Source organism: Bradyrhizobium sp. LB11.1, assembly GCF_040549385.1.
Classification (GTDB): domain Bacteria; phylum Pseudomonadota; class Alphaproteobacteria; order Rhizobiales; family Xanthobacteraceae; genus Bradyrhizobium.
On sequence record NZ_JBEPTH010000009.1, the window covers coordinates 215289 to 240996 of the forward strand.

General features: G+C 63.7%; 18 protein-coding genes and 2 pseudogenes. 7 read left to right on the top strand and 13 right to left on the bottom strand.

The window, feature by feature from the left end; translation table 11 throughout:
- Positions 1-160: 160 nt before the first annotated feature.
- Complete coding sequence (gene lepA / locus ABIA96_RS23890; RefSeq protein ID WP_354139495.1) at positions 161-1972, bottom strand: translation elongation factor 4; 1812 nt, start codon at positions 1970-1972, stop codon at positions 161-163.
- Between the two features lie 113 nt (positions 1973-2085).
- Between lepA and ABIA96_RS23895 the strand changes: the two genes are divergently transcribed.
- The gene (locus tag ABIA96_RS23895) at positions 2086-3711 is read left to right on the top strand and encodes a glycosyltransferase family 39 protein (protein ID WP_354139496.1); all 1626 of its coding nucleotides are present in this window, start codon (positions 2086-2088) and stop codon (positions 3709-3711) included.
- Between the two features lie 9 nt (positions 3712-3720).
- Here the strand turns inward: ABIA96_RS23895 and ABIA96_RS23900 are convergent, their stop codons facing one another.
- The 5 genes and pseudogenes from ABIA96_RS23900 to ABIA96_RS23920 all read right to left on the bottom strand — a co-directional run bounded on the left by ABIA96_RS23900 (position 3721) and on the right by ABIA96_RS23920 (position 7778).
- Entirely contained in the window at positions 3721-4038 is a 318-nt protein-coding gene (locus tag ABIA96_RS23900; protein WP_212303437.1) for an HPr family phosphocarrier protein, read from the bottom strand.
- A complete protein-coding gene (locus ABIA96_RS23905) occupies positions 4035-4436 on the bottom strand; it encodes a PTS sugar transporter subunit IIA (RefSeq protein ID WP_007597752.1) in 402 nt (133 codons plus the stop codon). The genes ABIA96_RS23900 and ABIA96_RS23905 overlap by 4 nt, the downstream gene beginning before the upstream one ends.
- 189 nt (positions 4437-4625) lie before the next feature.
- A pseudogene (locus tag ABIA96_RS23910) lies at positions 4626-5093 on the bottom strand (HPr kinase/phosphorylase).
- Positions 5090-6880: a sensor histidine kinase gene (locus ABIA96_RS23915; protein WP_354139497.1), complete on the bottom strand. Its 1791-nt coding sequence runs from the start codon at positions 6878-6880 to the stop codon at positions 5090-5092. Before ABIA96_RS23915 ends, ABIA96_RS23910 begins: the two are co-directional and overlap by 4 nt.
- 196 nt (positions 6881-7076) lie before the next feature.
- Positions 7077-7778, bottom strand: a complete 702-nt coding sequence (locus tag ABIA96_RS23920; protein ID WP_027535781.1) for a response regulator transcription factor — start codon at positions 7776-7778, stop codon at positions 7077-7079.
- A 240-nt stretch (positions 7779-8018) separates the two neighbouring features.
- Between ABIA96_RS23920 and ABIA96_RS23925 the strand changes: the two genes are divergently transcribed.
- From ABIA96_RS23925 to ABIA96_RS23935, 3 genes are all read left to right on the top strand, one after another.
- Positions 8019-8753, top strand: a complete 735-nt coding sequence (locus ABIA96_RS23925; RefSeq protein ID WP_354139498.1) for a HugZ family pyridoxamine 5'-phosphate oxidase — start codon at positions 8019-8021, stop codon at positions 8751-8753.
- A 78-nt stretch (positions 8754-8831) separates the two neighbouring features.
- A complete protein-coding gene (locus ABIA96_RS23930) occupies positions 8832-11426 on the top strand; it encodes a CHAT domain-containing tetratricopeptide repeat protein (RefSeq protein WP_354139499.1) in 2595 nt (864 codons plus the stop codon).
- Positions 11427-11706: 280 nt separating this feature from the next.
- A complete protein-coding gene (locus tag ABIA96_RS23935) occupies positions 11707-13323 on the top strand; it encodes a phosphoenolpyruvate carboxykinase (protein ID WP_354139500.1) in 1617 nt (538 codons plus the stop codon).
- 176 nt (positions 13324-13499) lie between these two features.
- Here the strand turns inward: ABIA96_RS23935 and ABIA96_RS23940 are convergent.
- Both ABIA96_RS23940 and ABIA96_RS23945 read right to left on the bottom strand, forming a co-directional pair.
- Positions 13500-14316 (bottom strand): annotated as a pseudogene (locus ABIA96_RS23940) (acyl-CoA thioesterase).
- Between the two features lie 215 nt (positions 14317-14531).
- Positions 14532-17057, bottom strand: a complete 2526-nt coding sequence (locus ABIA96_RS23945) for a glycogen/starch/alpha-glucan phosphorylase (RefSeq protein ID WP_354139501.1) — start codon at positions 17055-17057, stop codon at positions 14532-14534.
- A 218-nt stretch (positions 17058-17275) separates the two neighbouring features.
- Between ABIA96_RS23945 and ABIA96_RS23950 the strand changes: the two genes are divergently transcribed.
- On the top strand, positions 17276-17509 hold the full coding sequence (locus tag ABIA96_RS23950) for a hypothetical protein (RefSeq protein WP_354139502.1): 234 nt from the start codon (positions 17276-17278) through the stop codon (positions 17507-17509).
- A 185-nt stretch (positions 17510-17694) separates the two neighbouring features.
- Complete coding sequence (locus ABIA96_RS23955; protein ID WP_354139503.1) at positions 17695-18126, top strand: hypothetical protein; 432 nt, start codon at positions 17695-17697, stop codon at positions 18124-18126.
- Positions 18127-18237: 111 nt separating this feature from the next.
- Here ABIA96_RS23955 and ABIA96_RS23960 read toward each other — a convergent pair whose 3' ends face one another.
- Together ABIA96_RS23960 and pyrE are read right to left on the bottom strand one after the other, a co-directional pair.
- Complete coding sequence (locus tag ABIA96_RS23960) at positions 18238-19011, bottom strand: DUF2865 domain-containing protein (RefSeq protein ID WP_354139504.1); 774 nt, start codon at positions 19009-19011, stop codon at positions 18238-18240.
- A 313-nt stretch (positions 19012-19324) separates the two neighbouring features.
- The gene (gene pyrE / locus ABIA96_RS23965; protein ID WP_354139505.1) at positions 19325-19888 is read right to left on the bottom strand and encodes an orotate phosphoribosyltransferase; all 564 of its coding nucleotides are present in this window, start codon (positions 19886-19888) and stop codon (positions 19325-19327) included.
- Between the two features lie 211 nt (positions 19889-20099).
- Here pyrE and ABIA96_RS23970 point away from each other — a divergent pair, with 211 nt between their 5' ends.
- On the top strand, positions 20100-20726 hold the full coding sequence (locus ABIA96_RS23970) for a glutathione S-transferase family protein (protein WP_354139506.1): 627 nt from the start codon (positions 20100-20102) through the stop codon (positions 20724-20726).
- A 75-nt stretch (positions 20727-20801) separates the two neighbouring features.
- Here the strand turns inward: ABIA96_RS23970 and ABIA96_RS23975 are convergent, their stop codons facing one another.
- The 3 genes from ABIA96_RS23975 to ABIA96_RS23985 form a co-directional block, all read right to left on the bottom strand.
- A complete protein-coding gene (locus tag ABIA96_RS23975) occupies positions 20802-21437 on the bottom strand; it encodes a LysE family translocator (RefSeq protein WP_354139507.1) in 636 nt (211 codons plus the stop codon).
- 257 nt (positions 21438-21694) lie between these two features.
- Positions 21695-24727, bottom strand: coding sequence for a DNA polymerase I (gene polA, locus ABIA96_RS23980; RefSeq protein WP_354139508.1), 3033 nt, complete (start codon positions 24725-24727; stop codon positions 21695-21697).
- 99 nt (positions 24728-24826) lie between these two features.
- Complete coding sequence (locus ABIA96_RS23985; protein WP_354139509.1) at positions 24827-25669, bottom strand: LysR family transcriptional regulator; 843 nt, start codon at positions 25667-25669, stop codon at positions 24827-24829.
- Positions 25670-25708: the final 39 nt, after the last annotated feature.

The following is a 25708-nucleotide window of genomic DNA, read 5'->3' on the forward strand; positions in this document are numbered from 1 at the left end:
TGCCAGTGTTTTGCCCGTCGCGTCAAATCTATTTCGTAAAAATCGAAAAAATACTGCCGACAATGCGCCTGCTACTGTGCATGGGGTTGTTTTCGCGTTTTTTGTTTGAGGCGAGACCAGCGCGGCGAGAGGAGCGCCGGCCGCGGGCTGTGGACCCGCCTCAGCTATCGACCTTCAGCGCGGCAATGAAGGCTTCCTGCGGGATGTCGACCTTGCCGAACTGCCGCATCTTCTTCTTGCCTTCCTTCTGCTTCTCCAGAAGTTTTCGCTTACGCGTGATGTCGCCGCCGTAGCACTTTGCGGTGACGTCCTTGCGCAGCGCGCGCACCGTCTCGCGCGCGATCACCTTGCCGCCGATCGCCGCCTGGATCGGGATCTGGAACATGTGCGGCGGAATCAGCTCCTTCATTTTCTCGACCATGGCGCGGCCGCGCCCCTCGGCGCGGGTGCGGTGGACCAGCATGGAGAGCGCATCGACCGGCTCGTTGTTGACCAGGATCTGCATCTTCACCAGATCCGCCGGCTTGTAGTCGGTGAGATGATAGTCGAACGAGGCGTAGCCCTTGGAGACCGACTTCAGGCGGTCGTAGAAGTCGAACACGACCTCGTTGAGCGGCAGATCGTATTTCACCATGGCGCGGGAGCCGACGTAAGTCAGCTCCTTCTGCGCGCCGCGGCGGTCCTGGCACAGCTTCAACACACTGCCGAGATATTCGTCGGGGGTGAGGATCGTGGCCTCGATCCAGGGCTCCTGGATCTCCGCGATCTTGACCACGTCAGGCATGTCGATGGGATTGTGAATCTCGATCTCGGAGCCGTCGTTGAGCTTCATCTTGTAGATGACGCTCGGTGCGGTCGCGATCAGGTTGAGATCGAACTCGCGCGACAGCCGCTCCTGGATGATCTCGAGATGCAACAGCCCGAGGAAGCCGCAGCGGAAGCCGAAGCCGAGTGCGGCGGAGGTTTCCATTTCGAACGAGAAGCTGGCGTCGTTGAGGCGCAGCTTGCCCATCGCGGCGCGCAGCGTCTCGAAGTCGTCGGCGTCGACCGGGAACAGGCCGCAGAACACCACGGGGATCGCCGGCTTGAAGCCTGGCAGCATCTCCGTGACGGGCTTCCTGTCGTCGGTGATGGTGTCGCCGACGCGGGTGTCGGCAACTTCCTTGATCGCGGCGGTGATGAAGCCGATCTCGCCGGGGCCGAGCTCGTCGACCTGCTGCATCTTCGGCGTGAAGAAGCCGACGCGCTCGATGTCATAGGCCGCACCCGTGCCCATCATGCGGACGCGGCTGCCCTTCTTCATGACTCCGTCGACGACGCGGATCAGCACGACGACGCCGAGATAGACGTCGTACCAGCTGTCGACCAGCAGCGCCTTCAAGGTCGCGTCGCGATCGCCCTTCGGTGGCGGCAGGCGGGTGACGATGGCCTCCAGCACGTCGGGAATACCGATGCCGGTCTTGGCCGAGATCATCACGGCGTCCGACGCATCGATGCCGATGACGTCCTCGATCTGCTGCTTGACCTTCTCGGGCTCCGCGGCCGGAAGGTCGACCTTGTTCAGGACCGGAACGATCTCGTGATTGTTGTCGAGCGCCTGGTAGACGTTGGCGAGCGTCTGCGCTTCGACGCCCTGGCTGGCGTCGACCACCAGCAGGGAACCTTCGCATGCCGCCAGCGACCGCGAGACTTCGTAGGCGAAGTCGACATGGCCTGGCGTGTCCATCAGGTTGAAGATGTAATCCTTGCCGTCCTTGGCGCGGTAGGTGAGCCGGACCGTCTGCGCCTTGATGGTGATACCGCGCTCGCGCTCGATGTCCATGGAATCGAGCACCTGCTCCTTGCCGGCCATTTCGCGGTCGGAGAGGCCGCCGGTCATCTGGATCAGGCGGTCGGCCAGCGTCGATTTGCCATGGTCGATATGGGCGACGATGGAGAAATTGCGGATGTTGGAAATGGGGACGGTCGTCATGGGCGCGGGATACCACTCACATCCCCGTGCGGCAACCATATTGCTGTATTTTCAGGGCCTTTCTTCACGCCAAGCTGATTCCACGGGAGCCGAAAACGCGCTACGCAACGGCGATGTCAACGACCTCGATCCCCTCCGCCCGGGCGCGCGGGAAGACCCGCCTCAGCTTTGACCGTTTTCGGGCCTGGCTGGTTGCCTGCGCGACCCACCCCTCAGCCCGGCTTTGGCTGGTGATCCAGTTCGCCATCCTGCATGCGGTGATCTGGACCTTCATCCTGATCAATCTCAAGGCGGCGCAGGACGTTCACATGGACGTCGCAGAAGCCTGGGGCTGGGGCCAGAAATTCCTGTGGGGCTACGGCAAACATCCGCCGCTGTCGGGCTGGGTCGCCGGGCTCTGGTTCATGACGTTTCCGGCGACGGATTGGGCGACCTATGCGCTTGCGATGGCGACGGTGAGCGTCGGCATGGTGATCTGCTGGCTGGTCGCGTTGCGCGTGGTCGACCCGCGGCGCGCATTCCTCGTCGTGGTGATGGTCGCGCTCTATCCGGTCTTCAATTTCAAGGGCTTCAAGTACAACCCCGATCTGCTTCAGCTCGTCACCTTGCCGCTCGTCGTGCTCGCTTATCTCAACGCGTTCGAGAAGCGGAGCTGGCAGTCCGGAATCTGGCTTGGACTCGCCGGCGCGCTGGCGCTGATGACCAAATACTGGGTGCTGACCATGATTGGCGCCATTGGCCTCGCCGCGTTGATCCATCCGGAACGCGTGAAGTTCCTGTTGTCGCCGGCACCCTGGGTCGCCATCGCGACGATGGTGGTGGCGATGATCCCGCACATCATCTGGCTTGCGGATGCGCATTTCGTGCCGCTGACCTATGCCGGCGACACCTACAGCATCGAGGATGCCGGCGAGGTACGTCAGCTCGTGTTCGGCTATGTCCTGCACAATGCCGCGCTGCTGGCGCTTCCGGTGGCGCTCGCCGCGCTCGCGATGGCGCTGGTGCCGCCTTGGCTGACGCTGCTTGTGCGCGCGCCGCTGCGCATCGTGACGCGGGCCTGGGCGCGCGGCGCCAACGCGAGCGTCGATCTTTCGCAGGCCCTGAATATCTGGATCATCCAGATCATCGTCGCGGCCGGGCCGCTGCTCGGCGCGCTTGCCTTCAGCATCTACATCAAGACCGATTGGGGAATCTCGCTGTTCTTCCTGGTGCCGCTCGCACTGGTCGCGATCCCGGCGCTGAGGATTCAGAGTGCCGTGCTGTTCAATATCACCGCGATCTGGCTCGTGCTCAGCGTTGCGACGCTGATTGCCTCGCCCTGGATCGCTGCGCGCGAGATGGCGGTGAATTCGGACAACACGGCGACCTATGGCGCGCGTTCGGAGCTCGCGCGCGAACTGACGCAAGCCTGGCATTCGCGCTTCGCCTCGCGCTGGGCGATCGTCGCCGGCACCATGGAATCGATCCAGCCAATGGTGTTCTACAGCCCCGATCATCCGGCTGCGTTCACACCGAACGAGGCTTGGGGCTCCGGGCTGACATCACTCGAAGATGTGAAGAAATACGGCTTCATCGGCGTGTTCGACCCGACCGACGGCCGCCTGCCCGCTTTCGAAAAATGGGTGTCCGAGATCGCGCCGAACGCCGAGCGCATGGTGATGACGACGCGCCGCTTCACCCACGGCAAAGCCGGCCCGTCGATGACCTGGAACATCTACATCGCTCCGCCGGCGAAGTGACCGGGGAGCCTAAACCCCTTCCTCGTTGAACTTGCTTTCAACGAGCTCGGCAATCGCCGCAAGCGCGGCTTCGGCGTCTGCACCGGCGGCCGCGACAGTGATTGTCGTGCCCGGTCCTGCCGCGAGCATCATCAGGCCCATGATCGAGGTGCCGCCGACGGTCTCACCGCCGCGCGTCACCCACACCTGCGCGTTGAAGCGCTCGACCGCCTGGACGAATTTTGCGGAGGCGCGGGCATGCAGGCCGCGTTTGTTGATGATCAGGAGCTCTTTGGAGATCGCGCCCGCGGGCACGCCTGTCCCCGCTTGTGGCGCGTCGTCGCTCATTTGCCGGCGAGTACCCGGCTGGCGATGGTGACGTATTTGCGACCAGCTTCCTGGGCCATCGCGATCGCGTCGGGAAGCGGACGCTCCTCGCGCACCTTGGCGAGCTTCACCAGCATGGGCAGGTTGATGCCGGCGAGCACTTCGACCTTGGGCCGGCTCATGCAGGAAATCGCCAGGTTGGATGGTGTGCCGCCGAACATGTCGGTGAGGATTGCTACGCCATCGCCGGAATCGACGCGGTTAACCGCCTCGATGATGTCGCTTCGGCAGAGATCGGAATCATCTTCGGCACCGATCGTAATTGCTTCGATTTGCTTTTGTGGGCCCATGACATGTTCAAGCGCTGCCTTGAATTCGTCGGCAAGGCGCCCGTGGGTCACAAGTACTAGACCAATCATCGGAAAACTCCCGCGGGCGCTTTTGGTGCACCGCACGAACGCGCCACTTTGACCATCCAGAGCCCCCGCGCAAGGGGGGATGTTGCGTATCTCCCTGAATCTAGACGGATGGATGAGGGGAGCTGCGCCGGTCTATTCGGTCGCGAGTGTGGGGTTCATATGGTTACCAATTCCCTTCAAACAATCGCCTCAAGGGTTAGCCAAGGGTTAACTCTTGGTAGTGGTCAAGGCAGCGACAACCAAAGGGAGGGGCGAATAGCCGCGCCCGACTGGGATTCGCGGTATTCCGGCACCCAAAATGGTGGTTTTCAGCGATTCCCCTGGCGGCAGCCGTTCGGCGTCGTCAGCGTCCAGATCGACCACGAGACCAACCGTCGCGTGCTCCACGAAGTCGCAGCGGCGGATTCCCAGTCCCCGGATCTCGATCAGGCCGGCCAGCAGCCCGGCAGGGCGAACCACAATTTCATCGCCGACTGTCGCCAGATGGACACGGTCGTCGCCGATCAGGACGGCGCTGTCGACCACGCCTGCGCGCCCCGCCATGATCAAATCGAAGGCAAGTCGCGACTTGCCGGCACCCGAGGGCCCGCGGATCAGCACCGCCAGATTCCCGACCTTGACCGCAGATGCGTGAACGCTCGGCTCGCCGTCGCTCATAGCGCCGGCAGTCTCACCACGAAGCGCGCGCCGGCAACCGTCGGCGTCCCGTCTTCGTCCGCGGGGCCGGCGCGATTCTCGGCCCAGATGCGCCCGCCATGGGCGTCGACAATCTGCTTGGAGATCGACAGGCCGAGGCCGGAATTCTGGCCAAAGCCCTGATGCGGCCGGTCGGTGTAGAAGCGCTCGAAGATGCGCTCCAGCGCGTCGTCGCGAATGCCGGGGCCGTCATCGTCGACCACGATCTCGATCTCGCCGCGGACACGGCGGCAGGTCAGGCGCACCTTGCTGCCGGCCTCCGAGAAGGACTGCGCATTGGAGAGCAGGTTGGAGACAATCTGCCCGAGTCGCGAATCATGGCCGGTGACCGCGAGCGTGTCGGTTGGGCTGCGGCCCTCGAAGCGCGCCTCGACGGCGACGTCGTGGCCGAGTTTTGTTTCGTTGGCGACAGCAACAAGCGTGCCCAGCAGCCGCTTGAGATCGACCGGGGCCGCATCCTGCCGCTGCAATTCGGCATCGAGCCGGCTTGCGTCCGAAATGTCCGAGATCAGCCGGTCGAGCCGCTTGACGTCGTGCTCGATCACCTCGAGCAGGCGGGCGCGGCTGCTCTCGTTGCGCGCCAGAGGCATCGTCTCGACCGCGGAGCGCAGCGAGGTCAAAGGGTTCTTCAGTTCATGGGCGACGTCGGCAGCGAACATCTCGATCGCCTCGATCCGCTTGTAGAGCGCGTTGGTCATGTCGCGCAGCGCGCCGGAGAGATGACCGATCTCGTCGCGGCGGCGGGTGAAGTCAGGGATCTCGACGCGGGTCTTGATGCGGCGGCGGACCCGCTCGGCGCTGTCGGCGAGCCGACGCACCGGCCCTGCGATGGTGCTTGCGAGCAGCAGCGATAGCATGATCATGACCGCGGCAGCAACGCCGCCGACCTTCAGGATCGCCAGCCGTTCCGCCGTGACCATCTGGTCGATGTCGTCGCCCTGCGTCGACAGCATCAGCGCGCCGCGGATGGCACGCGAGCGCAGCACGGGGACCGCAACCGAGACGATCACCTCGCCGCGCGAATTGACCCGCACCATCGAGCGCTTCTGGCCCTGGAGTGCATCGGCAACTTCCACATAGCCATTGCCGTTCTCACGCCCGAGTTCGCGATACAACGGCAGGTCGCCACGGTTGATCCACAGGCGGACCGCGACGGTGCCGCGTTCGATCAGGTTGAGTTTTTCCGACGGCGGCGGCAGCGGTTGGGTCCGCACGATGTCGAGGTCACGGCTGTCGAGCAACACCGAACCGTTGGGATCGAAAATCCGCGCGCGGGTCTTGGTCGGCGAGATCAGCGTGCGCAACACCGGCGCCACGCGCTCGGGATTGATCGGAAAATCCAGCGAATCGTCCATTCCGCCGTAGCTCTCGCCCAGTTTCAGGTCGAGCAATCGCTCGGGATCGACGGTGATCGCGTTGGTTTGCACCGTCGCCGAGGCGCCGATGGCGCCGGCGATGATTTCGGCCTGCACCAGCAGGCTCTGCGCGCGCGCGTCGATCAGGCCGGCGCGGAACTGCGACAGATAGAGGATGCTCGCCACCAGGGCGACGAGGCCCGCGAGGTTGAGCGAGACGATGCGGCGGGTCAGGCTCGAGAACGACAGCGCGAAGAAGAACTGGCCGGCGCGTTTGAGCCAGTTCAGCGGTCCCCAGCCTCGCGCGACCGGCTTGTCCTCATGCTCAAAGGCGCCGTGGGCGGTAACGTCCTCGGCGTTCGAACTCGGATCAGGCTGCGTTCGGTCAAGCAATGCTTACGCCCGCGTTAGGACAGCTCGTGCGACGGTCCCCGCATCCTAGAGCATGATCCGGAAAAGTGTGCAGCGGTTTTCCGAAAGATCATGCTCAAACAATAACCTGAAGCGCGATTGCGCTTCAGAGCATGCCCGGTTCTGATGGAATCAGAACCGGGCGCAGCCCTCATCTGTCGCGAAGGCGCGTTAAGCCTCAGGCTTCCTTGAAGCGGTAGCCGACGCCGTAGAGCGTCTCGATCATCTCGAAATCGTTGTCGACCACCTTGAACTTCTTGCGCAGCCGCTTGATGTGGCTGTCGATGGTGCGGTCGTCGACATAGACCTGGTCGTCATAGGCGGCGTCCATCAGCGCGTTGCGGCTCTTGACCACGCCGGGCCGTGTCGCCAGCGCCTGGAGGATCAGGAATTCGGTGACCGTCAGCGTCACCGGCTCGTTCTTCCACGTGCAGGTATGCCGTTCCGGATCCATGCGCAGCAGGCCGCGGTCGAGCGCCTTGGCATCGTTCTCCTTCGGCGCGACGGTCGGATCCTTCGGCGCCGAGCGGCGCAGCACCGCTTTGACGCGTTCGACCAGCAGGCGTTGCGAGAACGGTTTGCGGATGAAATCGTCCGCGCCCATCTTGAGGCCGAACAGCTCGTCGATCTCCTCGTCCTTGGAGGTCAGGAAGATCACCGGCAGGTCGGACTTCTGCCTGAGACGGCGCAGCGTCTCCATGCCGTCCATGCGCGGCATCTTGATGTCGAGGATGGCGAGATCGGGTTGGGTGGTGCGGAAACCGTCAAGTGCCGAGGCGCCGTCGGTGTAGGTCATGATGCGGTAGCCTTCGGCTTCCAGCGCGATCGAGACGGATGTGAGAATGTTGCGGTCGTCGTCGACCAAAGCGATTGTGGGCATGAGCCTCTGCTTTCTGCTTTCCGTTTGGGTCGTGGCTTAAACGGCGAGCAATCCAGTGATGCGCCGCATACATGGGTGCCGAATTTGGCGTTCGAACCTTGTCACCGAGCAATGCAAGCTGGGCTGAAGTGTGACCAAGTTCCACGAAACACGGCAGATTCGCCGCGTTTCGACCCATAACCAGACCCTCGTTTACCCGAAAAAAGGCCTGCCTTGCAACCACCTGAGCCGAGAAAGCCGATGCAACCGACCCCTGATTTCGTTCCCCAAAAGCTCGCCAAATCGCTGCTCAGGCGGTCGCGGCAGGGGGCGCTCGCGACGCTCATGCCCGGCAGCGGCGATCCCTATTGTTCCCTGGTCAATCTGGCCAGCCATCCCGACGGTTCGCCGATCCTGCTGATCTCTCGATTGGCGGTTCATACCAATAACGTCCTCGCAGACAGCCGGGTTTCCCTGATGCTGGACGAGCGCGCCGCCGGCGATCCGCTGGAAGGCGCCCGGATCATGCTGTCCGGCCGGGCCGAACAGGCCGAGGACGAGAGGGATTTGCTCCAGAGACGGTATCTCAATGCCCATCCGTCGGCGGAAACCTTTGTCTCATTTAAGGATTTCTCGTTCTACCGGATCCGCCCCACAGGAACCCATCTGGTCGCAGGCTTTGGCCGGATCGTCGATCTCAAGCCGGAGCAGTTCCTCACGGACCTCGCCGGGGCCGAGGACCTGCTGGCGGCGGAGGAGGGGGCGGTCGAGCACATGAATGCCGATCACCGCCACGCCATGGGCCTTTATGCAACGCGGCTTCTCGGCGCGACCGCGGGTAACTGGCGCTGCACCGGCTGCGACCCCGAAGGTCTCGACATGCAGGACGGCCAGACCGCGTTGCGGCTGGATTTTCCGGAGCGGGTCACCAATGGCTCGGCACTGCGCAAGATGCTGGTCCGCCTCGCTGGCGAGGCGCGTGCGAAGTCAGGCTAAACGCAACAATTTGAACGCTGCTGCCCATCGCCGCGACCCAAGACCGTAATGGTCTCTAGGCGGGCAGCGAGAGGGTTCATGACACGCCGTCACTTGATGCTGGTCGCGGGTTTGGCGCTCGCGATCACTGCATCGCTGGCCACGCCTAGCCTTGCCCAGAAGGGCAATCTCGCGACGGAGAGCGCCAGGATCAACGAGCTCACCAAGGCTGGCAGATATTCGGAAGCGCTTCCGTTGGCGCAAGGCATGGTCGCAAATCTGGAAAAGAGCGACAACGGTCACGAGCTGGCGGCCGCCTTGAACAATCTCGGTCAGGCCTATGCAGGTCAAGGCCGGGACGATCTCGCCGAGCCGCTCTACAAGCGTTCGATCGCATTGATGGAGAAGTCGCTTGGTCTCGACAACGCACTGGTCGCGACCGAACTGACCAATCTCGCTGCGTTGTATCAGCGCCAGAGCCGCTTTGCCGAGGCCGAGCCGCTGTTCAAGCGCGCACTGGCCGTCCGGGAAAAGAGCTTGTCACGCGAGCATCCCGATGTCGGCAAGGCTCTCAACAATCTGGCCACACTCTATGTCAGGCAGCAGCGCCAGGCCGAAGCCGAGCCGCTGTTCCAGCGCGCGCTCGCGATCTACCAGAAGGCCGCCGGGCCCGAGCATCCTGCGGTCGCCACGGTCCTGAACAACATTGGCCAGGTCGATCGCGATCTCGGGCGCGACGCGGATGCCGAAGCGCCGATCAAGCGTTCGATCGCGATCCGCGAAAAGGCGCTGGGGGCCGATCATCCCGACGTCGCGCGTTCGCTCAACAATCTTGCCGGCCTCTACGAGCACCAGCAGCGCTATGCCGATGCCGAGCCGCTGTATCGCCGCGCGCTCGCCATCCGCGAGCGTGCGCTTGGGCCGGATCATCCTGACGTCGCGACATCAACCAGCAATCTTGCTTATTTCCTCTTTGTGTCCGGGCGAACCGCGGACGCGTTGCCGCTCGCGGAAAAAACGCTTGCGAACGACCGCGCGCAGTTGCGCGTGGTGCTGCCGATCCTGTTTGCGGCGCGCCAACAATCGCTGCTGCCGCAAGATAAGGCGCTGGACGAGGCGCTCGCCGCGATCCAGCGCGGCACGCAATCCTCCGCCGCATCCGCGGTGAACAAGCTCGCCGTGCGGCTCGCCGCCGGCAGCGATCGTCTCGCCGAATTGGTGCGCACGGACCAGGATCTCGGAGCCGAATCCGAGGCGCTGGACAAGGCGATCATCGCGGCCGTGTCGAAGCCGTCCGCGCAGCGCGACGTCGCCTCCGAGCAGCGCAGCCGCGCGCGGATCGCGGCCATCGCAAGCGAGCGCGCCGGCTTGCAGAAGACGCTCGCCGTTGAATTCCCCGATTATGCCTCGCTCTCCAACCCGCTGCCGCTGACGGCCAAGGACGTGCAGCCTCTGCTGTCGGCCGATGAAGCCATGGTGCTCTACTCCGTCGTCGACAAGCGCAGCTACGTCATCGCCATCACGCGGGAGGGCGCCGATTGGAAGGAAATTCCGCTTGGCGCAGACGCTTTGGCGCGGAAGGTCACTGCTTTCCGTCGAGGCCTCGATGTCGGCAAGGCGCGCGATGGGTCCGGCAAATCGGGTCTGTTTGATCTCGCGCTCGCCAACGAGCTCTATGTCTCGCTGCTCGGCCCGGTGGAGGCGCTGATCAGGGACAAGAGCAGCCTGCTCACGGTGCCGGTGGGCGCGCTCACTGCGCTGCCGTTTCATCTGCTCGTCACGGAGACACCGCAGGCTGCGATCCCGGAGACGCTCGAAGGTTATCGCGGCGCCGCCTGGTTGTTGCGCCGTCAGGCTGTCTCGGTGCTGCCATCGATGGTCAGCCTGAAATCGCTGCGCGCCTTTGCGCGCAAGGATCAGGGCGTCAAGCCGATGACCGGCTTCGGCGATCCCGTGTTCAATCCCGCCGAGGGCCGCCCTTCTGATCGCCGCGCAGCAAGCGGCCAAGTTGCCGCGCGCAGCATCGCGACCATTGCCTACACCGATTTCTGGCGCGGCGCCGGCGTCGACCGTACGCGACTTGCGCAGGCGCTGCCGCAACTGCCCGATACCGCGGACGAGCTGAGCGCCGTGGCGAAAGATGTCGGCGCGGCCGCGGCCGACATACATCTCGGCCGCGATGCCAGTGAAGCGACGCTTAAGCGTACACCGCTTGCTCAATACAGCATCATCTACTTTGCGACCCACGGTCTCGTCGCCGGCGACATCAAGGGTGTGGGGGAGCCATCGCTTGCGCTCTCGATTCCCGACCAGCCTTCCGAGCTCGACGATGGTCTGCTTACGGCAAGCGAAGTCGCGCAGCTCAAGCTCAATGCCGATTGGGTCGTGCTGTCCGCCTGCAACACGATCGCTGGCGACAAGCCGGGTGCCGAGGCCCTGTCGGGACTGGCGCGCGCCTTCTTCTATGCTGGTGCACGCGCGCTCCTGGTTTCGCATTGGGCGGTGGATTCGGAGGCTGCCACCCGTTTGACCACTTCGACTTTCGATCTACTCAAAAACGAACCAAAAATCGGCAGAGCCGAAGCTCTGCGGCGCGCGATGTTGGCGTACGTTGATGACACCTCGTCGCCCCGCAATGCTTACCCCGCGATGTGGGGACCGTTCGCGCTGATTGGCGAAGGTGCAGTACGATAGGCCAGTGCAGGATTGTGCGTCGCAAAACACCGAACAACGCCGAAACAAGCATTTGGTTGCGCGATCATTCGCGATTTTTGCATAAGCGTGCTCAGGGCTGACATGCGCGACGTTTGGCGCGGTCCTTGAATAAACCAAATCCTGCGGGATCAGCTTGGCAAGGTCAGCGTTCATCAGTATTAGGTCGTCCAACCGAGGCCGACGGCCTGTAATTCACGGTGACCGCGATGAGCGCTAGGTTAGGTCGCGCTATGTGTCGCGGGTTCTAGGAGGATTCTTCGTGCAAGAGACGGGCGTGCGCAACGGTGCCTTCGGCGCCGACAAATTCGGCTTAAAGAATCTCAAACAGGTTCACTGGAACCTCGGCGCGCCGCAACTCTATCAATACTCGCTCTCCGCGGGCGAGGCGGTGCTGTCCGCCGACGGTTCGCTCTGCGCCGACACCGGTGAGTTCACCGGCCGCAGCCCGAAGGACAAGTTCACGGTGCGTGACGCCACCACCGACAAGAAGATGTGGTGGGCCGGCAACCAGTCGATCACCACGGAGCAGTTCGAGACGCTCTATCAAGACTTCCTCAAGCACGCTGAAGGCAAGAGCCTGTTCGCGCAGGATCTCTACGGCGGCGCCGATCCGGCCTACCGGATCAAGACCCGCGTCTTCACCGAGCTCGCCTGGCACTCGCTGTTCATCCGCACGCTGCTGATCCGCCCCGAGGCGGTCGAGCTTTCGAGCTTCACGCCGGAACTCACCATCATCGATATGCCGAGTTTCCGCGCTGATCCGAAACGCCACGGCTGCAAGTCGGAGAACGTCGTCGCGATCGACTTCGCCCGCAAGATCGTGCTGATCGGCGGCTCCTACTACGCCGGCGAGATGAAGAAGTCGGTCTTCACCACGCTGAACTATTATCTGCCCGAGCGCGGCGTGATGCCGATGCACTGTTCGGCGAACGTCGGCGCCAACGGCGACACCGCGATCTTCTTCGGCCTGTCCGGCACCGGCAAGACCACGCTGTCGGCCGATCCCAACCGTACGCTGATCGGTGACGACGAGCATGGCTGGGGTCCGAACGGCGTCTTCAACTTCGAGGGCGGCTGCTACGCCAAGTGCATCAAGCTCTCCTCGGATGCTGAGCCCGAGATCTACGCGGCCTCGACGCGCTTCGGCGCGGTGCTCGAGAACTGCGTGCTCGACGAAGACACCCGTGTGGTGGATTTTAACGACGGCTCCAAGACCGAAAACACGCGGTCTGCCTACCCGCTCGACTTCATCCCGAACGCTTCGCGCACCGGCCGCGCGCCGCAGCCGAAGAACGTGGTGATGCTCGCCGCCGACGCCTTTGGCGTGCTGCCGCCGATCGCCAAGCTGTCGCCGGCGCAGGCGATGTATCACTTCCTCTCCGGCTATACTGCCAAGGTCGCCGGCACCGAGCGCGGTCTCGGCAACGAGCCGCAGCCGGAATTCTCGACCTGCTTCGGCTCGCCGTTCCTGCCGCTCGACCCCAGCGTCTATGGCAACATGCTGCGCGACCTGATCGCCCAGCACAATGTCGACTGCTGGCTGGTCAACACCGGCTGGACCGGCGGCAAGTACGGCACCGGCTCGCGCATGCCGATCAAGGTGACGCGCGCGCTGCTCACCGCCGCGCTCGACGGCTCACTTCGCAACGTCGAATTCCGCACCGATAAATATTTCGGCTTCGCGGTCCCGACCGCGCTGCCGGGCGTACCAGCCGAGATCCTCAATCCGGTCAACACCTGGAAGGACAAGGACGAGTTCGACAAGACCGCCCGTAACCTGGTCGGCATGTTCCAGAAGAACTTTGCCAAGTTCGAGGCCCAGGTCGACGCCGAGGTGCGCGCCGCTGCGCCGGACGTGAAGCTCGCGGCGGAGTGAGGTTGGCTCAATCTTAAATGCAAAAGGGCGGCCGCGAGGCCGCCCTTTTTGTTTGTGGACACGATCTCTCCACGCCGTCGTTGCGAGCGCAGCGAAGCAATCCAGACTGCCCCCGTGGAAACACTCTGGATTGCTTCGTCGCTACGCTCCTCGCAATGACGAGCCCGTGGCAGCAGCTACGCCTTGAAATACGCGATCTGCGTCGTGGTTGCGAGCAGTCTGCCATTCGGCGACCACAGCTCGGCGTTCTGATCGGCGTAGCTCCTGTGCATGATCTTCGAATCGGCCGTCGCAAGCACGCGCGTGATGTCTTCGGCCGCGAGTTCTTCAGTGTCGGTGTGGAAATAGGTCGTCAGTGACACCGTGCCGAACGGCACCAGTTCGCGGCGGGCGTGGAAGATGCGGCCGAAGAAGGCATCCGACATCGACATCAGCGACGGCATGTCGAGCTTGCGCGGCTCACGATCGCTGATCCAGAGCTTCGAATAGGTGCTGTCGAGCTCGGCCTGCGGCGGGCCGAGCCGCATCTCGCCCTCGACGAAGCGGAATTCGTACTGGTTGGCCCAGGATGCCTTGATATTTGGGAACGGCAGCGTTTGTTCGAACGGCTTTGTCTCAGGATATTGCGCCACCCTGTGCTCCCAGGACGGCCGGCGCTCGGCGAAGACGGCGGTGGCGAGCGTCGCGACCTCGCCGCCGCCCTGCGACAGTTCGACGCTCCAGTGCTGGCTGGAGCGGTTGGCCTTCACCAGCCGGAGGTCGAGATCGAACGGGCCCTTGGCGATCGGCGCGCAGTAATTGACGGTCAGCGCCAGCGGATCGCCGGCGGCTTGCGGGTGTTCGATCAGCGCACGCAGGATGGTCGCAGCCGTGACGCCGCGCGAACGGGCCGACGAAGGCCCAATAGTCGTCGCTGGTGTGCCCCTGCCAACTCGAGTCACCGGCGCTGATGCGGGTGGCGTCGTCGAAAGGGTGCGGGAGCTTGGCGTGCATTCCTGGGTCCTCGGTGTCTCCCCAACCGTCATTGCGAGCGCAGCGAAGCAATCCAGACTGCTGCCGCGGAGAGAACCTGGATTGCTTCGCTGCGCTCGCAATGACGGCGTCCGCATCACGGGCACCGTCTTGGGGATGACGATAGTCATATCATCATCCGCCCGGCGAGATGCAATTACCTCGCAGGTAACACCGATTTCACGCTGCGGAAAAAATCAGCCCGCCGCGCCGCGCTGATCCTCCGCCTCCTGGAATGGCGGCGTGATCGGATTCACCGGCACGTTCCATATCTCCTCGGCATATTCGCGAATGGTGCGGTCCGACGAGAACCACGCCATGCGCGCGACGTTGAGGATGGAGGCGCGGGTCCAGGCCGGCGCCACCTGCCAGCGCGCGTCGACCGCACGCTGGGCTTCGTAGTAGGAATCGAAATCGGCGCTGACCATGTAATGGTCGAGATAGCGTAGCGCATGCGCAATGGATTCAAAACGGCCGGGATCGCCGGGCGAGAACTCGCCGGCGCCGATCGCATTGATGGCGCGCTGGAGCTTTGGCGAATTCCGGATCACGTCGGAGGCATCCAGCCCCTGCTTGCGCCGGATCGTCACGTCGCCGGCTTCCATGCCGAAGATCGCGATGTTCTCGTTGCCGACCTGGTCGCGGATCTCGATGTTGGCGCCGTCGAGCGTGCCGATGGTGATGGCGCCGTTCAGCGCCAGCTTCATGTTGCCGGTACCGGACGCTTCCATGCCGGCGGTCGAGATCTGCTCGGACAGGTCGGCCGCGGGAATGATCACCTCGGCGAGGCTGACATTGTAGTCGGGCAGGAAGACGACCTTCAGCTTGCCGCCGATCGCGGGGTCGTTGTTGACGACCTCGGCGACGTCGTTGATCAGCTTGATGATCAGTTTTGCATATTTGTAGCTCGCCGCCGCCTTGCCCGCAAAGATCTTCACCCGCGGCACCCAATTGCCATTCGGATCGTCCTTGATCGACTGGTACAGCGCCACCGTCTCGATGACGTTGAGGAGCTGCCGCTTGTATTCGTGAATGCGCTTGATCTGCACGTCGAACAACGCGGTCGGATCGACCTTGATGCCGAGCCGCTCGCCGATCAGGCGCGCCAGCGCGGTCTTGTTGTGAAGCTTGACGCTGCGGAATTTTTTCTGGAATTCGACGTCGCTGGCGCGCGCCTCAAGCAGGCTCAGCTGGGTCGGGTCGTCGAGCACGGCTTCGCCGCAGGTCTCGCGCAGGAGGTCGGTCAGCTTCGGGTTCGCCAGCATCAGCCAGCGCCGGAAGGTGATGCCGTTGGTCTTGTTGGTGATGCGGCCCGGATAGAGATGGTTGAGATCGTGAAACACGGTCTCGCGCATCAAATCCGAATGCATTGCCGAGACGCCGTTGATGCGGTGCGAGCCGACGAAGGCCAGCTGGCCCATGCGGACGCGGCGCCCGCTCTTCTCGTCGATCAGCGAGACCGAGGCGCGGAAATCGATGTCGCCGGGGGCGCGCGCTTCGGCCAGCGCCAGATGCTGGACGTTGATTCGGTAGATGATTTCGAGATGGCGCGGCAACAGCTTCTCGAACAGCTCGACCGGCCAGGTCTCCAGCGCTTCCGGCAGCAGCGTGTGGTTGGTGTAGGACAGCGTGGCGACGGTGATCTTCCAGGCCTCGTCCCAGCGGAAATTGTGCAGGTCGACGAGGATGCGCATCAGCTCGGTGACGGCGAGGCTCGGATGGGTGTCGTTGAGCTGCACCGCGACCTTGGCCGACAGGCTGCGCAGCTGGCCGTCGGAGGCGAGGTGCCGCTTGATCAGATCCTGCAGCGACGCCGAGACGAAGAAATATTCCTGGCGCAGCCGCAGCTCGCGGCCCGCCGGGCTCTCGTCGTTCGGATAGAGGAATTTGCAGATCGCTTCCGCGCGCGACTGCTCGGCGGTGGCGCTGACATAGTCGCCCTTGTTGAAGGCGTCGAGCTTGAGCGGATCGGGCGAGCGTGCCGACCACAGCCGCAGCGCGTTGACGTGCTGGCCGCGCCAGCCGACAATCGGCGTGTCATAGGCGATGGCCTGGACGGTCTCGCTCGCGTGCCAGATCGCGCGGTCGCGGCCCTTGTCGTCGACATGCTCGACGCCGCCGCCGAAATTGATGTCGTAGATCACTTCCGGCCGCTGCAATTCCCAGGGATTGCCGAAGCCGAGCCATTCGTCGGGATATTCCTGCTGCCAGCCCTGATTGATGATCTGCCGGAACAGGCCGTAATCGTAGCGGATGCCGTAGCCGATCGCGGGGATCGACAGCGTCGCCATGCTCTCCATGAAGCAGGCCGCGAGCCGACCCAGGCCGCCGTTGCCGAGCGCCGCATCCGGTTCGCATTTGCGCAGCTCAGGCAGCGACACGCCGAGATCGCCGAGCGCGACCTCGAAGATCTTCAAGAGTCCCATGTTGTTGAGCGCATCAGTGAAGAGGCGGCCGATCAGGAATTCGAGCGAGAGATAATAGACGCGCTTGCGGCCTGCGTCGTAGCTGCGCTTCTCGGCCGTGAGCCAGCGATGCACGATGCGGTCGCGCAACGCCAGCGCTGCGGCCTGGTACCAATCGTGCTTGGTCGCCATGCCCGCGTCCTTGCCGATGGCAAGGCGCAGCTTCGCCAGGATCGCGCCCTTGATCTCCGACAACGCGAGTTCGTCGATGGGCTGACCGGCGGCGGGGAAATTTGGCTGGAACGATTGATCTTGCAAGGCCGTCACTTCCTGGTCGCGAGAACACCACTAAACCTTACGCGTCTTGCCTCTGTGCCGGAACCATAGCTGGCGCGGCTGCGCACTGCGTTGGTGTAAAATTATGCAAGGAACGGGCCGATATGGGAACCCGGGCGCGCACGGAGGAACGCGGATTTGGTGCTAGATTGGACACCAATTCAGCCATCACTGTGGAGGAAACGCCCATGAGACCGCTGATGCGACTGCTGATCGACATCGCCACGGCTGCCCTGATCGTCGTCTGTATCACCGCCTCGAGCGCCGCTTTTGCCGCCGGCAGAACGGGCCGCAGTGCCGACGGCCTCAGCTGCGCCGTCTCTCTCCCCCAAAATGCGACACCCGCGATGCGCTGTGCCGCCATCAAGCGCCAATGCGGCGGCAAGTTTTATGCGAGTGCGTGCGGGGACAAGCTGTTGTCGGCGGTGAATTGAGCCGTCAGCAGCGAAGCGAAACGATCGCCACATCGTCGCCCCTGGCTTTCGCCAGGACGACGACAACAATCAAATATTCGGCGTCAGAACAAATTAAGAACACTTTAGCAAGTCTTTGATATATCATTGTGATTCGGTGTATTGCCGACACAACATCTAGGTCTGTCCGACGTTGCGAGGACTACATGTCCACCATTGCCTTCGATCAATTTGCCCTCACTCGGATCGCTGATTTCGCACGGTCGCTGTCGCGGCTGCATCGGGCGGCGCGGCGCTATGCCGTCGACGACGACCAGTTCGACCGCGAATTCAACGCGGTGTGCCAGTCGATCTGGGGCTACACCATCGATGACGTCAGCGATGATCTGTTCGCGCCCGAGGACCATCACTTCCTCGACACGCTGGACGAAGCGCATGCGCGGATTTTCGCGGCCGAGCAGGGTTACGACCTCGTCGACGAGACGGGCATGCTGACCGACTGGTGGGGCTTCTGCTGGATGATTTTGGCCGAGAAGCGCGGCCTGCTGACGCCGGACAACCGCGCCGCCGCGCGCGCGGCGATCGAGGAGAAATATCTGGCGGCGCCGAATGTGATAGGGGTGATTATCGGGAGGTAGTGGTCTCTCCTTCGTCATTGCGAGCGTAGCGAAGCAATCCAGACTGTTTCCGCGGAAGGACTCTGGATTGCTTCGCTGCGCTCGCAATGACGGCTTGGTCGAGAGTTGGCCTTAATCCAATCCCGCCCGCTTCGCCGATTTCGCCGACGTCTTCGGCACCGTCACATCCGGCAGCGTCTCACGCACGATCTCGGCTGCCGGCGCATCCGCTGCCACCGTTTCCGCGCGCACCGGGGCCACCTTCATCTCGCCGAGCCGGGCACGGACCTGCGCGGTGAGACCGGGATAGGAGGCGACCGGGGTGAACTCCGCGGTCTGATCATTGCCGAGACGGACGCCGGTATAGGCGACCAGGCCATCGGTGGTGGCGATGACGTCGCCCGCCTTCAGTGACGAGTCGAGCGTCAGATCGATCGGGGCGAGCCCGGCCGGCTCGCGGCCGTTGCAGGTGCAGTCCGCGCGCAGTGCCTTGCGGTAGGCGAATGCGTTCTCGCTGTCGGCGTAGCGCTCGCCGGTCTGGCTATAGGCGCCGTCGATCGAGGAGCCGAAGAAGACCTTTGTCGCGGTGGCAGGACAGAAGGCCTGACACATCTGCGCCGGCGAGGCGATGCCGCGCATCAATGGAAAATATTTACCGTCGCAACTGCGTACGCAGAAGGCCGGCCCGGAGCCGCCGGCCGCCGCCGAGCGGGTCGGCGGCACATATTGCGGAGTGGTCGCATTCTGCTGACTGGCGAAGGGATCGACGAAGGAATTCGCCTGTTGCGGCACATCGCGCTGCGGGCGTTGCTGGGCTCCGCCGAAGAAGAAGTCGAACAGGCCTTCGGCCGCAACCGGGGCCGGGGCTGCAAGCAGCGTTGCTGCAAGAGTGGCGGCCACAAGCATCGCGCGACGCCGCCGGCGCGCATGGGACACAATCGTACGCAACGCTTACTCCACCCGACGCTACCGAACCGGCCGTGACCTCTCGGATCTCAGCACATGATTCACCATAAAGCGGGATGGTAAATGAGCGGTTGCTTCGCCTCGCCCCGCTTGCGGGGAGAGGTCGGAATTCGCGCTGAAAGCGCGGATTCCGGGTGAGGGGGTACAGGTCTCTCGACGATCTCACGTGTGGATAGAGGCCCCTCACCCCAACGCTCCCAGCGCGAGCGAAGCTCGTCGCGGCCCCGTAAGAACGGGGCGAGGAGAAGAAAGATCAAGCCTTCAAAAATTCCGACGCCTTGTACAGCGAGCGGAACGGCAGGCCTGCGGCACCAAAGGTGTCGGTGGCGCCTTCCTCGCGGTCGACCATGGTCAGCACCAGCACCACTTCGGCGCCGACCTCGCGCACGGATTCCACCGCCTTCAACGCCGAGCCGCCGGTCGTGGTGACGTCCTCGACGATCACGACGCGTTTGCCTTCGAGCGTCTCGCCCCTGGGCAGCCCCTCGATCACGAGCTTCGCGCCGTGCTCCTTCGGCTTCTTGCGCACGAAGAAGGCTGCGATCGGATGGCCCTTGATCCAGGATATCTGCGCGAGCGCACCGGCCAGCGGCACTGCGCCCATCTCGAGGCCACCGATGAAATCGAGATTGTCGTCCTTCAGCGTCTCGTAGGTGAGCTCGGCGAGCAGGGTCGCGCCCTCGGGGTCAAGCATGGTCGGCTTGAGGTTGAAGTAGAAATCGCTCTTGCGGCCCGACGCGAGCGTCACCTCGCCACGCCCGAAGGAGCGGCGGCGGATGATTTCGAACAGGCGGGCACGGGAGGCTGATTTCGACAAGGCGATCCCTCGGGAGCGTTTTGGAGGTGGCGGAATTTATCCGCGACGGCCGCGACATTCCAGAGGGAGCGTCCCCCGTCAACAGGGATCGGCCATCCAGGTCCGCCGGTTGTGGGGGTGCAACTTTCTGGAGTAGGTGGATGCCCAATATCTCGGGGCAGGAAACCGGGCAAGGAAACCGGGCAAGGAAATAGGGCAAGGAAACAGGCAAATGACCATCGAGCTGCACACCTGGAACACGCCGAACGGCCGCAAAATCTCGGTCGCGCTGGAGGAAATGGGGCTGCCCTACAAGGTGGTCCCGGTGAACATCAGCAAGGGCGAGCAGATGGCGCCGGGGTTTCTGAAGCTCTCCCCCAACAACAAGATCCCAGCGATCCTCGACCCCGAGGGCCCGGACGGCAAGCCCGTCAGCATCTTCGAGTCCGGCGCGATCCTGCTCTATCTCGGAGAAAAGACCGGCAAATTCCTTCCGAAGTCGCTTTCGGGCCGCATCCCCGTCTACGAATGGCTGATGTGGCAGATGGGCGGTTTCGGGCCGATGCCGGGCCAGGTGCACCATTTCATCGCGCTCGAAAACGAGCAGGACCGCGCTTACGGGTTGAAGCGTTACATGGCTGAGACGCGCCGGCTCTACGGCGTGCTGGACCGTCGCCTGGACGGCCGCGATTTCGTCGCCGGCGATCTCTCGGTTGCCGATTTCGCCATTTTGGGTTGGGCCTGGCGCCATCCGCGCCACAAGGTCGAGCTCGCCGACTTCCCCAACGTCAAGCGCTGGTACGAGGCGCTGATGGCCCGCCCGGCGGTGAAGCGGGGCATGGACGCGAAGCTGGATTGATCTGACGGTGTCATCGCCCGGCTTGACCGGGCGATGGATGCCCCGGTCAAGCCGGGGCATGACAGCGTCGCGCCGTCACACCCTCCGCGCCTCGACCGCCATCCGCACCGCAAGCCCGGCCAGCACCGTGCCCATCAGCCAGCGCTGCACCAACATCCAGCTTGGGCGGTTCGCCAGGAACAACGCAATCGATCCGGCTGCGAGCGCGATGATCGCATTGACGCTGACGCTGATCGCGGTCTGGCTCGCGCCGAGCACGAGCGACTGCGTCAGCACGCTGCCTGCAGCCGGATCGATGAACTGCGGCAGCAGCGCCAGATACAGCATCGCGATCTTCGGATTGAGCAGATTGGTGACAAAACCCATCGTGAACAGCTTCCGTGGGCTGTCGATCGCGAGCTGCTTCACCTGGAACGGCGATCGTCCGCCGGGCTTCACGGCCTGCCAGGCGAGCCATAGCATGTAGCCGGCACCGGCAAAGCGCAGCGCGTCATAGGCAAAGGGAATGGCGAGCAGCAGCGCCGTGATGCCGAACGCCGCGCACAGCATGTAGAACACGAAGCCCAGCGCGACGCCGCCGAGCGAGACGATGCCCGCCGCCGGCCCCTGCGTGATCGAGCGCGAGATCAGATAGATCATGTTCGGCCCGGGCGTGAGCACGAGACCAAGGCAGACGAGGGCGAAGCCGAGCAAGGCGGAGGTGTGGGGCATGGGTCAACCGATGAGGGGATGTGCTGGTTCTAATACGCGCGGCGCTGTGGAGCCATCGCGCAATTGCACGGAGGACAATTGAGTCTCGTGCCGCGCACTCGGTGCGCCCCCTCGCCCCGTTCTTACGGGGAGAGGGTTGGGGTGAGGGGCTTCTCTCCACACGGGAGATGGATGTGAAACCTGTACCCCCTCACCCGGAATCCGCGCTTCGCGCGAATTCCGACCTCTCCCCGCAAGCGGGGCGAGGTAAGAGAAGCTTAGTGCGCCTCGTCCCAGTTCGTCGCCGCACGCGCGTCGACATGCAGCGGCACCGACAGCAGCACGGCCGGGAAGGGCGCGTCCTGCATCACGTGCTGCACGACGGGAAGCGTCGCTGCGACCTCGGCGTCGGGCACCTCGAAGATCAATTCGTCATGCACCTGCAAGAGCATTTGCGCCGAGAGCTTCCTCTCGGCGAGCGCATCCTCCACCCGCGTCATGGCGCGGCGGATGATATCGGCCGCGGTGCCCTGAAGCCGGGCGTTGATCGCGGCGCGCTCGTTGAATGCGCGCACCGAGGCGTTCGAGGCCTTGATGTCGGGGTAGTGGCATTTGCGGCCAAATAGCGTGGTGACGTAGCCGTGGCTGCGGCAGAAGTCGCGCGTCTCGTCCATGTAGGCGCGGATGCCGGGGAAGCGCTCAAAGTATTTCTTGATGTAGGCCGACGCCTCTTCGCGGGCGATGCCGAGCTGGTTGGCGAGGCCGAACGCCGAGATGCCATAGATGATGCCGAAATTGATCGCCTTGGCGCGGCGGCGGACTTCGCTCGGCATGCCCACGATCGGCACGCCGAACATTTCGGAGGCGGTCATAGCGTGAATGTCGAGGCCATCGCGAAACGCCTGCTTCAGTACGGGAATGTCGGCGATCTCCGCCAGCAGCCGCAGTTCGATCTGCGAATAGTCGGCGGAGACGAGCTTGTGCCCCGGCGTTGCGATGAAAGCGCGGCGAATCTTGCGGCCGTCCTCGGTGCGAACCGGAATGTTCTGCAGATTCGGCTCATTCGACGACAGTCGGCCCGTCGTGGTCGCGGCCAGCGCGTAGGTCGTGTGCACGCGATGGGTCTGCGGATTGACATAGGTCGGCAGCGCGTCGGTATAGGTCGATTTCAGCTTTGAAACCTGACGCCACTCCAGAATCTTCCGCGGAAAATCGTGGCCCTGCTCGGCGAGCTCGTCGAGCACCTGTGCTGTGGTCGACCATGCGCCGGTCTTGGTCTTGGTGCCGCCTGACAGCCCCATCTTGCCGAACAGGATGTCGCCGATCTGCTTGGGGCTGCCGACATTGACGGGCTCGCCCGCGATCTCCTGGATCTCGGCTTCGACGCGCGCCGCGGTCTGGGCGAAGTCGCCGGAGAGGCGCGACAGCACCTGGCGGTCGATCGAGATGCCGCGCCGCTCCATGCGCGCGAGCACCGACACCAGCGGCCGCTCCAGCGTCTCGTAGACGGTGGTCATGTGCTCGGCTGCGAGGCGCGGCTTCAGCACGCGCCAGACGCGCAGGGTCATGTCGGCGCCCTCCGCCGACAACGGCGCGGCCTTGTCGATCGGCACCTGGTCGAAGGTGATCTTGCCCTTGCCGCTGCCGAGCAGCTCGCTTTCCTTCAGCATGGCGTGGCCGAACCAGCGCTCGGACAGCGAGTCCAGCTCATGGGAGCCGCGGCCGGCGTCGAGCACGTAGGAGATCAGTTTTGCATCGTCAGTGTTGCGCAAGGTGATGCCGTGCTGCGCCAGCATCACAGCGGCGAATTTGAGGTCGAACCCGATCTTGAGAATGCCCGCCGATTCCAGCACCGGCCGCAGCGCTTCGATCGCCTCCGTGGGTTTGACCTGATCCAGCGCGAGGCCTGCGTCGAACAGGCCCGCGCCGCCGCCGGACTGCTTGTGCGCCAGCGGGACGTAGCAGGCCTCGTTCGGTGCCAGCGCCAGCGCGATGCCGCAGAGATCGGCTTGCATCGGATCGATGGAGTTTGCCATGATCTCGATCGCGGCATGGCCGACATCATGGATGCGCGCGATGAAGCCGTTCAGCTCGGCGATTGCCTTGATCGTCTGGTACTTGGCCCTGTCGACCGGAAGTTTTCGCAGGGCCTCCTCGCGCGCGGCGGCCAGTGAGATCGGTGCGCCCTTGATGCTCGCTGATTTATCGCCCTTGTCACCGCCCCTTGCGGCGCTCGCGGGAGCGGCGAAGAGATCGCCGGAAGCCTCCGATGACCTTGCCTTCGCGCTGTCGCCGCCTCTCGCCCCGCTGCTGTTGCTCGCATCAGCATCGACATTGGCGGGATCGATCTGCGAATAGTCGGCGACGCGGCGCGTCAGCGTGGTGAATTCCATCGCCTTCAGGAAGGCGACCAGCTTTCGCGCGTCCGGTTCGTGGACGGCGAGGTCGTCGAGCGGCACCTCCAGATCGACCTTGTCGTCGAGCAGCACCAGTTGCCGCGAGATCCGCGCCTTCTCGGCATTCTCGATCAGCGCCTCGCGCCGCTTCGGCTGCTTGATTTCGGTGGCGCGGAACAAGAGTTGCTCGAGATCGCCATATTCGACGATCAGCTGCGCCGCAGTCTTGATGCCGATACCGGGGACACCAGGCACGTTGTCGGTCGAATCGCCGGCCAGCGCCTGCACCTCGACCACCTTCTCCGGTGGCACGCCGAATTTCTCGATCACCTCGGGGATGCCGATGCGGCGATCCTTCATGGTGTCGTACATCATGATCTTGTCGTTCACGAGCTGCATCAAATCCTTGTCGGAGGACACGATGGTCGTGTGGGCGCCGCGATCGGATGCCTGCCGGGCATAGGTCGCGATGAGATCGTCGGCCTCGAAGCCGCCCTGTTCCAGGCATGGCAGGTCGAAGGCGCGCACGGCCTCGCGGATCAGCGCGAATTGCGGGATCAGATCGTCCGGCGCCGGCGGCCGGTGCGCCTTGTACTCGGGATAGATCTTGTTTCGGAAGGTGACTTCCGACTTGTCGAACACGATGGCGAGATGCGTCGGACGGTTGTCGGCGGGCATGTCGCGCAAGAGCTTCCACAGCATGTTGCAGAAGCCGAGCACGGCGTTGACCTGCAAGCCGTCGGACTTGCGGTTCAGCGGCGGCAGTGCGTGATAGGCGCGGAAGATGTAACCGGAGCCGTCGACCAGGAAGATATGGTCGCCTTTTCCAGCCGTCTTTGCCGCGACTGGTTTGGCAGCAGCTGTCGCAGCAGCGGGTTTGGTTTCGGCGGCGGTCTTCGAGGATGTCTTGGGCATGGCCGCAATGTATGAATTTTTGTGGCAAAAGACAGCCTCGACAGGTCGCAATTTGCCGACGCGCACAGACAAATCATGGCGACGGCATGGGCAGCGAGATCAGGACAGGCAGCCCTCGATGAAACTTGCCACGGCGCGCACCGCCGGCGTGCGGCGCAGGTCGCGATGGAGAACCAGCCAGACCTCGCGCCCGATCGGGCGCCCACCGGTGTCGTGGCGCTCCAGCTGTGGATCGGCCTCGCCAAGGAATCTTGGCAAGACCGCTAGCCCGATTCCGGTCCTGGCGGCTGCTGCCTGGTTCTCCAGATCGTTGGTGCAAAGTACGATCTCGCGCGTGCCGGCGAAGCCCTTCAGCCATCGCTGTTGAGGAGCCTCATCCATGCTGGCGTCGTAGGCAACGAAAGCGAAAGCGTGCGGGGGTGTCGCCCTTAAATAGTCGGGCGAGCCGTAGAGGGCGAATTCGAAATAGCCGATCCTGCGGGCGATCAGCCCCGGCTGCGTCGGCCGAGCCAGGCGAAGCGCCAGATCCGCCTCGCGGCGATTGAGCGAGGCCGTGCGCTTCTCGCCAATCAGCTTGATCCTGATACCGGGATGTTGTTGCCGCAGCCGGATCAGCTTCGGCGCGATCAGGAGGTTGGCTAGCGAAGGTGGAGCGCTGATCGTGATCTCGCCGCCGATCTCGGATTTTGAGGCCAGCGCGGCGCGCTCCACCGCGAACGCCGTCTCCGCCATCGGAGCTCCGATCTTGGCGATGCGCTTACCGTCCTCGGTGAGCTCATAGCTGCGCGGCCTGCGGTCGACCAGCTTGAGCGACATCGATGCTTCGAGGGCGGCGACGCGGCGGGCCACGGTCACATGGTCGACGTTGAGGCTCCGTGCCGCGGCCGACAGGCTGCCCTCACGTGCGAGCGCCAGGAAATGCTGCAGGTCGGTCCAGTCCATATGTGCGAATTCTCACAACGAGATCTCAATCTTGAGCAG